Genomic DNA, 8749 nt, shown 5'->3' with positions numbered 1-8749 from the left:
GGGGTGGGGGCTAGTCAGGAGGTGGGCGGTTCGTCCTTGCCGGCGGCCTCGGCCTTGTCGGCCTCCTCCTTGGTCCGGTGCACGGCCTGGTCAGCGTGCTCCGGTGGACCGTAGACGGTGTAGAGCACCAGCGGATTCGGGCCGGTGTTGACGAAGTTGTGCTTGGTGCCGGCGGGCACGACCACCAGGTCGCCCTGGGCGACCTCGCGCTTGCCTCGGCCGACACGCGCCTCGCCGGTGCCGCTGACGAACGTCAGGATCTGGTCGACATCCTCATGGACCTCCTCGCCGATCTCACCCCCCGGCGGGATAGTCATGATCACGAGTTGGGTGTGCTCCCCGGTCCACAGCACGCGCCGGAAGTCCGGGCTCTTCTCGGCGACAGTCGCGATAGTGAAGTGCTCCATGCCCCGCACATACCCCGTTGCGGGCCCGCACACGCCGGGTCTCGCAAATGGTGGAATCGGCCACGGTTTCAGGGTTTGCGTCTCGGCCGAACGGGGATCGACAGGACCGACCGGCAGCGCCGGTCACGCAAAGTCCCCGCTGACGTACCGCCGTACGGCTGCGGCGGTGGGAGACGGCCGAGCGCGGCGACGTTCCGACCGCAAGGATGGAACGGCGCCGCGCGCTCGGCTGCGCTCAGTCAACGCCGCGCTCGGCTGCGCTCAGTCAGCGCCGCGCTCGGGTGCGTTCAGTCAACGCCGCGCTCGGCTGCGCTCAGCCATCGCCGCGCTCAGGTGCGTTCAGTCAGCGCCGCGCTCGGGTGCGTTCAGTCGTCGTCGGGTTCCAGCACCGGCACTCCGCCCACGCAGCGCACCGACAACTCGTGCTTGCCGCTCGGCCCGACGAAGGTCACCTCGGCGTCGTCGTCGGGGCCGCGATCGACGTCGTCGACCCGGTAGCCCTGCTGCGGCGACCAGAACGACAGATACACCCCACCCGGTACGCACTCGGCCACTGCACTGCCGCCCGGAGAGCTGAAACTGCGCCGGTTCCCCGGCTCGGCGCTCGGGCTCGCCGGCACCGCGGTCGGGCTCTGCCCGTCCGGTGCCGCAGACGTGCCCGGCGTGGTCGGGGCGGCGGGCGATGCCGGCTCCCCGGTGGACGGGCCGGCCGGGGTGGTCGGCACCGGCTCGGCCAACGCCCGGGCCACCTCGTCCTGGCTGCGTACCCCACCCGGGGTTCCGGTGAGGCTCTCCCCCACCAACTGGATCGCGGCGAGCCCGATCACGGTGGCCACGAGCGCGGTGGCCAGCCACCCGGCGGCGACGAGGAAGGTTCGACGGCCCATCACCCGACTATGCCCGACCGCAGGTTAAGGCGACCTTCGGGGAACGCTAAAGGAACGCGATCCAGGTCACCGACGGGGCCAATCGGCCCGGCCGGGGCTACCCTGCCTGCTGTGGCCCGCCTGCTGCTGATCGAGGACGACCTCACCATCCGTACGCCCCTGGTGCGGGGGCTACGCGAGCGCGGACACGCGGTGGCGGCAGCGTCGACCGCGATGACCGGGCTGCGTGACGCCCTCGACGACCGGCCCGACCTGGTCGTACTCGATCTCGGGCTGCCCGACCTGGACGGCCGTGAGCTGTTGCGGATGCTGCGGGCGGTGAGTGCGGTCCCGGTCATCGTGGCCACCGCCCGCGACGACGAGACGGAGATCGTCCGGGTGCTCGACGCCGGGGCGGACGACTACGTGGTCAAGCCCTTCACCGCCGCGCAGCTCGACGCCCGGGTACGGGCGGTGCTGCGGCGCGGCCCCGGCGGCATCGCCGACGCGGATCCCACCATGGTGATCGGCGGGCTGCGGATCGACCCCCGGTCACGGCAGGTGAGCCTGGACGGCGAGCCGGTGGAGCTGACCCCCCGCGAGTTCGACCTGCTGCGGCACCTGGCCACCCGGGTCGGTGAGGTGGTGACGAAACGGGAGTTGCTGACCGAGGTGTGGCAGATCCCGTACGGCGGGGCGGACAAGACCGTCGACGTGCACCTGTCCTGGCTACGCCGCAAACTGGGCGAGAGCGCCCAGCAGCCGCGTTACCTGCACACCGTGCGCGGGGTCGGGGTGCGGCTCGTCGTGCCGGAGGCCGCCGGATGAGGGCGCGGCTGGCGCTGCTGGTCGCGGCGGTCAGCGTACTCATCGTGATCGCCTTCCTGGTGCCGCTGGCGCTGCTGCTGCGTACCGCGGCGGAGGACCGGGCGACCGTGCGGGCCACCGCGGACGCGCAGAGCCTCGCCCCGGTGGTCGGCGCCGCCGACCCGGACACCGTCCGGCTCACCGTCGAGCAGCTCGCCGCCGAGTACGGCCGGCCGATAAGCGTGTTCCTGCCCGACGGCACCGTGCTCGGCTCGCCCAGTGCGCGTACGCCCGCCGTCGAGCTGGCCGCACGCGGGCAGAGCCTCACCGCGGAGTCGGCCGAGGGGCGGGAGGTGGTGATCGCGGTACAGGGCCGCGCGGACGGCACGACGGTGATCCGCACCGTGGTGCCGTACGCCGAGATGACCGCCGGGGTGGGCCGGGCCTGGCTGGTGTTGGCCCTGCTCGGGGTGCTGCTGGTGCTGATCGGCCTGGCTGTGGCCGACCGCCTGGCCCGCACCCTGGTCCGCCCGATCAGCGAACTCTCCGCGGTGTCGCACCGGCTGGCCCGGGCCGAGCTGGACGCGCGGGTACGGCCGACCGGCCCGGCCGAGCTGCGTGAGGTGGGTGGTGCCCTCAACCATCTGGCGGGCCGGATCCAGGAACTGCTGGTGCAGGAGCGGGAGCAGGTGGCCGACCTGTCCCACCGGCTGCGCACCCCGCTGACCGCACTGCGTCTGGAGGCGGAGTCGCTGCGTGACCCGCGCGACGCCGCCCGGGTCACCGACGCGGTGGACCGGCTGGAACGCGCCGTCACCGGCCTGATCCAGCAGGCCCGCTGGCGTACGCCCGCCGCTGGCGCGGTGGCCACCGACGCGGTGGCGACGGTGACCGAGCGGGTGGCCTTCTGGTCGGTGCTGGCCGAGGAGACCGGCCGCGCGGTGGAACTGGACCTGGCACCGGGTCCGCTGCCGGTGGCGGTGCCCGCCGACGAACTGGCGGCGGCGGTGGACGCCCTGCTGGGCAACGTCTTCGCGCACACCCCTGACGGCACCGCGTTCGCGGTGCGGCTCGCGCCAGCGGGCGACCACGTCACGCTGACCGTCGCCGACGAAGGCCCCGGCATCACCGCCGACTCGGTACGCCGTGGTGCCAGCCAGGCCGGGTCGACAGGTCTCGGTCTGGACATCGCCCGCCGGGCCGCCCAGGCCAGCGGTGGCCGACTGGAGCTGGGCGAGCGTCCCGGCGGCGGCGCCCAGGTGGTTCTCCGGCTCGGCCGCGCGACCCCTTGAGCCACGTCGTGCACGGTTTAACCGGACGTTAGGGTTCGGACAGCGCGCCGCTATCGCGCCAAGACCGATCCTCGATGCAACAAACCGAGGAAAGGTGGAAGACGATGAGGCGCAACCCTCTGCTCCTGGCGTCGGTCGGCGGCGCGGCGGCCGTGCTCACGGCTGCCGGGGTGTTCCTGGGCGTGACGGCGGCCGACAACGACCGGTCGCGGCAGACCACGCTCACCGCTGCGACAAGTGCCCCGACGACCGAAGGCGTCCCGACCGTCGAAGCCACGCCGGATGACAGCGGCACCGTGGCCACGCCGGCCAGCCCCAGCGGCACCACCGCCACTCCCACCGCCACTCCCACCGACGCCGCCACGGCTGCGCCGGCTGGTGACGACGCGGTGAGCGGTGAGCGGGCCGGTGAGATCGCGTTGGCGCACGTCGGCGGCGGACGGATCACCGAGACTGACCGGGACCGGGAGAACGGCCGGCCGGTCTGGGAGATCGAGATCGTCTCGGGCGACACCGAGCACGACATCGACGTCGACCGGGAGACCGGTGCGGTGCTCAAGGCCGAGCAGGAGCCGGTCGACCACGACGACGATGACGATGACGACGATGACGACCGGGACGACGACTGACAGTGGTCTGTGACGTCGGGTGCCGGTGGTCGCGAGCGCGGCCACTGACCTGGCGGTGACTCCTGGGCCTGGGCGCAAGCCCAGGCCCAGGCGTGTTCCCGGGGCGACTCCGCAGCACCGGACGCCGCGCCGGGGCGGGCGGGGCCGAGGGCGGCGGTCACCGCTCCCGATGCAGCCAGGCGAGCAGGTCCGGTGGAGACAGCGCGGCGACCCGCGCCCGGTAGCGGTCCCGGGTGGCCTCGTCGAGCAGAGCGAGGCCCTGCCCGGACCGACCGTTGCGGAAGAAGGCCCGCCGATCCTTCATGATGCCGACCGGATCGGGCGCCAACCGGTCGGCCGCGGCACGCATCCGGTCGAAGGTGGCAGCCGCCACCAGGTCCGGGCCGGGTGGGTCCAGCTCCAGCAACGCGGCGAGCCGGTGCATCTGCCCGGACAGGTCCGCGGAGAGGTCGTCGTAGTGCACGAGGTGGACGTTCGGCTGGTGCCGTCGGGACCAGGCGTCCCGCAGATGCCACATGACGCCGGGCAGCGAATCCAGTTCCTCGCGCGGATCCGGATCCGCGTCGACCCAGCGTACGAGCGCCTCCTGCACGGTAGGCCGAACCCGGTCGGGTACGGGTGCCGCCGGCTGGCCGGTGAGCGCGGCGAGGCGGGCGCGGTCCAGGTTCGCGCTCTGGTGGTGCAGCGAGACCGCCATGTCCAACGGATGCCGGGCCACCACGACGTAGTGCACCCGGGGATCGACAGGTAGGCCGTCCAGTGGCGTGTGGGTCTTGATGAAGCGGCGGTGGGGTTGGGCGGCCAGCCGGTCGTACACCGACTCCGCCGGTTCGGCGAGCCAGTCCAGCCAGGGCGACAACTCCGGCAGGGGCGCCGGCAGTTCCGGCGTACGCAGCACCAGCAGCGCGCAGATCATCTGCATCCAGGTGGTCCCGCTCTTGGACCGGGTGCTGATCACGATGTCACCGGCACGACGGGGAAAGTTCCGCCACCGTGCACTGTCCTCGTCGGGAGACCGGTATCGGAAGGCGGCATCGGGCATCGGTCGACGATAGTCGCCCGTCCGGCTGGTTTCGTGCACTCATCCGGTGCCTGCCGTGATGGGCTGGCTACATTGAATTATGATGCCTGGCCGCGAGGGTCGGATGGCGGAGCTGGTCTACCGCCCCGTTCTCGCCGCGCGACGGGGCGAGTTGGAGGCGCTCGGTCACCTCGACGCCGCCCTCGCCCCGGCTGTCGCCCCGATCCTGCAACTGTCTGTTATGGACCGGTGGGTGGTCGATGCCCTGGGTCGGCTGCCACCGGGGCTGGTACCCGCCGTCGAGGTCGACGACCGCTCCGACCTGGCCGGTGCCGAGCCGGCCCGCTGGGGCGTACCACTGATTCCGGTGATCGGGCCGACGGAGAGCGACAGGCGGCTGGTGGCGCACGGGCTCGCCGCGCGGGCCCACACCGGACGGGCCGTGGTGCGGTTGCGGATCAGCCAGCACCGGGCCGGCCCCGATGCCACCACCGCGGCCATGGAGCGGATCTGGCGGTACGCGCGGCTGGCTCCCGAAGAGTGCGACCTGCTCGTCGACTGCGGTGACGTGTGCTGTGCGGCAGACGTACGAACCACCGAGCCTCGGGCCCGGCGGGTGCTGGACTGGGCGCGGCGGCACGCCTGGCGTTCGGTGGCGGTGGTGGCCGGCGGCATCCCGCCCACGCTGCACCGGCTGCCCACCGACGAACCGGTACGGCTGGTCCGCTGGGACTGGCTGCTCTGGCAGCGGCTGACCGACCTCGGGGTGGGCTTCGGCGATTACGGCGTGAGCCCGGCGACGCCCGACGCGGAGCCGGGCGGTGACCGGCTGCCGACCGTTCGCTACACCACTGACGGCGCCTGGTGGATCTACCGCTGGTCGCGGCGGGGCGGGCGGGGCGACGAACGGGTGACCGACATGTGCCGCGCTCTGGTGTCGGCACCGCACTGGCCGCCTGCCGGGGCGAACTTCTCCTGGGGCGATCACGAGATCGTGCGCCGCTCCCGGCGGCTCGCCGGTGCCGGATCGACGACCAACTGGCTCGCGTGGAGCACGTCGCACCATCTGGCCCACGTGCTCGACGCGCTGCGACCGCCGGCCCGCGAGCCGGCCCGGCAACCTCGATCCGGTCCGTCGCGGCGCGGGCGGGCGTCGCGCCGGCGGGTCACCGACTGAGCGGCTACTCCTTCTCGGTGAAGCCGAACTGCACCACGCCCTCGTCGTCCACGCTGGCGTCGACGGAGGCGTCGCCGAGCAGGTCCGCGGCGTCGGAGTCGAGGAAGATCCGGGCACCCTGGTTGTCGACCACCTGGTCACCCTCGACCGGCGCGGCGACCAGTTCGACGGTGAGCGACCCGGCCACGGTGTCCGCGGCGATGCGTACGCCGCCATCCTCCGCGACGTCCTGCTGGTTGGCGAGGTCACGGATCACCAGGACGGCGTTGTCGGTCATCGTGAGCATGGTGGGCACTCCTCGTGGGTTGGATTCGGCTCTGGGCACGCACGCCCGGGTCGCGGTCTCCTGGGACCGGACTCGGCCCACCCAGCGCCGGTGGACCACCGTCAGATCGGGGCGGCTCCAGCGCCCCCGCACTGCCCACGGTGCCCGCTGCCAGCACATCCGTCAAATAGACAGCCGTAAATTACTTTGCCCGGTGTGGCGACGTCGAAAACGGGTATGACAAGGAGCCTGGGCAGACGGCGGAAATTGAGCCCCCTGGCGATTCAGCCGGCGGCCTGCGCCCGCAACGCCGCCGCCTTCCGGCTCGGGTCGAAGCCCGGCGGCAACCCGTCGAAGATGATCACGGAACCGCTGATGTACTGGGTACGCAGCGGCAGGATCTCCTGGTAGGCGGGTGATTCGTACCAGGCCGACGCCTGCTCCCGGTCGGGAAACTCGATGATGACCAGGCTGCCGGGCCAGTCACCCTCCAGCACCGTCACCTCCGGCCCATGCACCACGAAACGGCCGTCGAACGGTTCGAGAGTGGCCTGGATCCGCTCCAGGTAACTCAGGATGTCCTCGTTGACCTGCGGATCGTGCAGATGGGCCAGTGCGAAGGCGGGCATGGTCGTCCTCCCCGTGCGGCAGCCCCCGCTCGACGGCGAGCGCGGGCGATCCTGGCAGTCTGCCGCAGACTCCCCACGCGGGCCACCCCGCAGCCGCCGCCACGTAGGCGCACGACCGCGAAGCAGCAGGTCAGACCCGCTCCAGCAGGACCACGGGAATCTCCCGATCGGTCTTCGTCTGGTAGTCGTCGTACGCCGGCCAGATGCCGGCCATCGTGGGCCACAGCCGGGCGCGCTCCTCGGCCGTGGCGGTCCGTGCCCGCGCCGTGAACCGGTCGGCACCGACCTGCACCTGCACCTCCGGCTCCGCCAGCAGGTTGAGGTACCAGGCCGGGTGCCGGGGATCACCGCCCTGGGAAGCGACGACCACGTAGGCGTCGCCGTCCCGGCCGTAGATCAGCGCGGTGCGCCGCAGCTTGCCGCTGCGCCGGCCGCGGGTGGTCAACAGCAACGTGAAGACGCCCGGCTGCCATTCGTGCCCGTCGGCGCCGTCGGTGTCGACGTACCGGTTGATGTGCTCGGCGACCCAGCCCTCGGGGCTGTCCACCACCTGTTCACTCGTGCTCATAGACCCTCCTGGATCATGGTGCCGTCCCCACCACGCTACCGGCCGGCTGGGTGTGCACCGGCCGAGTGTTAAAAGGGGACCCCTGCTCTACACGAGGCGTTAACAGGGGGCCCCTCCTTTCAGCTCAGGGTGAGGGCTTGGAGGGCGACGTTGGCGCAGTGGGGGGTGAAGACTTCCTCCACCGTCCAGGTGAGCAGCAGCCGGGTCCCCGCCGGCGCCTGGAACCGGACGGTCACGGCAGTGGACTGGCTGGTGTGTCGCTCCTCCAGGCGTACGGTGCGGCTGGGGCCATCGGGAAGCTGGACGTCCAACCGGCCACCGGCCATCCACACGCCGAGGTAGACGGTGGCGGTACGCGGCTGACCGTCGGCGACCACGGCGAGCCGGAAGCCGCTGCCGGCACCGCAGGTGAAGACCCCGTCGGGCGTGGGATCGGTCGACTCGACAGGCGCGCCGTCCCGCCAGCGGAACAACTCCTGGTTGCCGTCCCAGCCACTGCGCTCGCCAGTGCCGCCCAGGTCACGGATCTCGCCGGAGCCGTCACGCTTGCGCGCCGTGGCCTCCGCTCCCCCCAGCCCCCAGTGCACCCAGTCGCGCCGGCCCAGTTCGGTCAGGTCCACAGTGGCCGGGATGTCTGCTCGCCGCACGGTCAGCGTCGTCGGCTCAGCCGGCGCGGCCGGTGCGGTGCGGGGTGTCGCAGTGGCGGGGCTGAGACTGGGCGACCGGTCGCGGGGACGCAACCCGGGCACGGCGGGAGCGCTGGGCACCGGGCTAGGCAGGCTCGGCCGCCCGACCACCGCGGGCAGGCCGTCGGACTCCGGCGGGGCTTCCGGGACCGGCTCGGACCACCAGTTCACCAGGCCGACCAGGGCGAGCAGGCCGGCAAAGGCGGCGACCGCCTCGACCGCGTGACGGCGACGTCGGCGGGCGCGGACCAGCCGGCGGGCGGCGGCCCGGCTGTCAGTTGCGGCCCGGCTGTCAGTTGTCGCGCCGGTCCGGTGCCGGTGAGCCGGGGCCCGGGAATCCAGGTGGGCGCGGACACCGTCGACCCGGACCGGGCGGTGTCGGGCGGGCCCGCCGTGTCGGGC

General features: G+C 72.6%; 11 protein-coding genes. 4 read left to right on the top strand and 7 right to left on the bottom strand.

Going from position 1 to position 8749, the window contains the following annotated elements:
• Window positions 1-14: 14 nt before the first annotated feature.
• Complete coding sequence (locus tag C1I93_RS25260; protein ID WP_111245781.1) at window positions 15-407, bottom strand: cupin domain-containing protein; 393 nt, start codon at window positions 405-407, stop codon at window positions 15-17.
• Window positions 408-772: 365 nt separating this feature from the next.
• Window positions 773-1294 carry a septum formation initiator gene (locus C1I93_RS25255; protein WP_111245780.1) on the bottom strand — a complete coding sequence of 174 codons (522 nt, stop codon included), beginning with the start codon at window positions 1292-1294 and terminating at the stop codon, window positions 773-775.
• A gap of 111 nt (window positions 1295-1405) precedes the next feature.
• On the opposite strand from C1I93_RS25255, the gene C1I93_RS25250 reads away from it, so the two are divergent.
• From C1I93_RS25250 to C1I93_RS25240, 3 genes are all read left to right on the top strand, one after another.
• On the top strand, window positions 1406-2101 hold the full coding sequence (locus C1I93_RS25250) for a response regulator transcription factor (RefSeq protein ID WP_111245779.1): 696 nt from the start codon (window positions 1406-1408) through the stop codon (window positions 2099-2101).
• Window positions 2098-3372, top strand: a complete 1275-nt coding sequence (locus C1I93_RS25245; RefSeq protein ID WP_111245778.1) for a sensor histidine kinase — start codon at window positions 2098-2100, stop codon at window positions 3370-3372. Before C1I93_RS25250 ends, C1I93_RS25245 begins: the two co-directional genes overlap by 4 nt.
• A 104-nt stretch (window positions 3373-3476) precedes the next feature.
• Entirely contained in the window at window positions 3477-4001 is a 525-nt protein-coding gene (locus C1I93_RS25240; protein ID WP_111245777.1) for a PepSY domain-containing protein, read from the top strand.
• 157 nt (window positions 4002-4158) lie between these two features.
• Here the strand turns inward: C1I93_RS25240 and C1I93_RS25235 are convergent, their stop codons facing one another.
• Window positions 4159-5043 carry a sulfotransferase domain-containing protein gene (locus C1I93_RS25235; RefSeq protein ID WP_111245776.1) on the bottom strand — a complete coding sequence of 295 codons (885 nt, stop codon included), beginning with the start codon at window positions 5041-5043 and terminating at the stop codon, window positions 4159-4161.
• 82 nt (window positions 5044-5125) lie between these two features.
• Here C1I93_RS25235 and C1I93_RS25230 point away from each other — a divergent pair, with 82 nt between their 5' ends.
• On the top strand, window positions 5126-6199 hold the full coding sequence (locus C1I93_RS25230; RefSeq protein ID WP_309148218.1) for a beta family protein: 1074 nt from the start codon (window positions 5126-5128) through the stop codon (window positions 6197-6199).
• Between the two features lie 4 nt (window positions 6200-6203).
• Here the strand turns inward: C1I93_RS25230 and C1I93_RS25225 are convergent, their stop codons facing one another.
• From C1I93_RS25225 to C1I93_RS25210, 4 genes are all read right to left on the bottom strand, one after another.
• On the bottom strand, window positions 6204-6485 hold the full coding sequence (locus C1I93_RS25225) for an adhesin (protein ID WP_111245783.1): 282 nt from the start codon (window positions 6483-6485) through the stop codon (window positions 6204-6206).
• Window positions 6486-6748: 263 nt separating this feature from the next.
• The gene (locus tag C1I93_RS25220) at window positions 6749-7093 is read right to left on the bottom strand and encodes a DUF1330 domain-containing protein (protein ID WP_111245774.1); all 345 of its coding nucleotides are present in this window, start codon (window positions 7091-7093) and stop codon (window positions 6749-6751) included.
• Window positions 7094-7223: 130 nt separating this feature from the next.
• The gene (locus tag C1I93_RS25215) at window positions 7224-7661 is read right to left on the bottom strand and encodes a nitroreductase family deazaflavin-dependent oxidoreductase (RefSeq protein ID WP_111245773.1); all 438 of its coding nucleotides are present in this window, start codon (window positions 7659-7661) and stop codon (window positions 7224-7226) included.
• Window positions 7662-7780: 119 nt separating this feature from the next.
• The coding region (locus C1I93_RS25210) for a hypothetical protein (protein ID WP_309148217.1) at window positions 7781-8749 on the bottom strand (969 nt) is incomplete at its 5' end.

It is taken from the genome of Micromonospora endophytica, assembly GCF_003236305.1.
In the GTDB taxonomy this organism is placed as follows: Bacteria; Actinomycetota; Actinomycetes; order Mycobacteriales; family Micromonosporaceae; genus Micromonospora; species Micromonospora endophytica.
Note: the sequence above shows the minus strand (reverse complement) of the source record. Positions and strands in the feature narration are given on the sequence as shown.

Excerpts from the sequence above, each read along its gene's own strand:
- C1I93_RS25225 (WP_111245783.1), bottom strand. The coding sequence starts at position 6,485 with ATGCTCACGATGACCGACAACGCCGTCCTGGTGATCCGTGACCTCGCC.
- C1I93_RS25230 (WP_309148218.1), top strand. The coding sequence starts at position 5,126 with ATGCCTGGCCGCGAGGGTCGGATGGCGGAGCTGGTCTACCGCCCCGTT.
- C1I93_RS25240 (WP_111245777.1), top strand. The coding sequence starts at position 3,477 with ATGAGGCGCAACCCTCTGCTCCTGGCGTCGGTCGGCGGCGCGGCGGCC.
- C1I93_RS25235 (WP_111245776.1), bottom strand. The coding sequence starts at position 5,043 with ATGCCCGATGCCGCCTTCCGATACCGGTCTCCCGACGAGGACAGTGCA.
- C1I93_RS25245 (WP_111245778.1), top strand. The coding sequence starts at position 2,098 with ATGAGGGCGCGGCTGGCGCTGCTGGTCGCGGCGGTCAGCGTACTCATC.
- C1I93_RS25255 (WP_111245780.1), bottom strand. The coding sequence starts at position 1,294 with ATGGGCCGTCGAACCTTCCTCGTCGCCGCCGGGTGGCTGGCCACCGCG.
- C1I93_RS25215 (WP_111245773.1), bottom strand. The coding sequence starts at position 7,661 with ATGAGCACGAGTGAACAGGTGGTGGACAGCCCCGAGGGCTGGGTCGCC.
- C1I93_RS25220 (WP_111245774.1), bottom strand. The coding sequence starts at position 7,093 with ATGCCCGCCTTCGCACTGGCCCATCTGCACGATCCGCAGGTCAACGAG.
- C1I93_RS25260 (WP_111245781.1), bottom strand. The coding sequence starts at position 407 with ATGGAGCACTTCACTATCGCGACTGTCGCCGAGAAGAGCCCGGACTTC.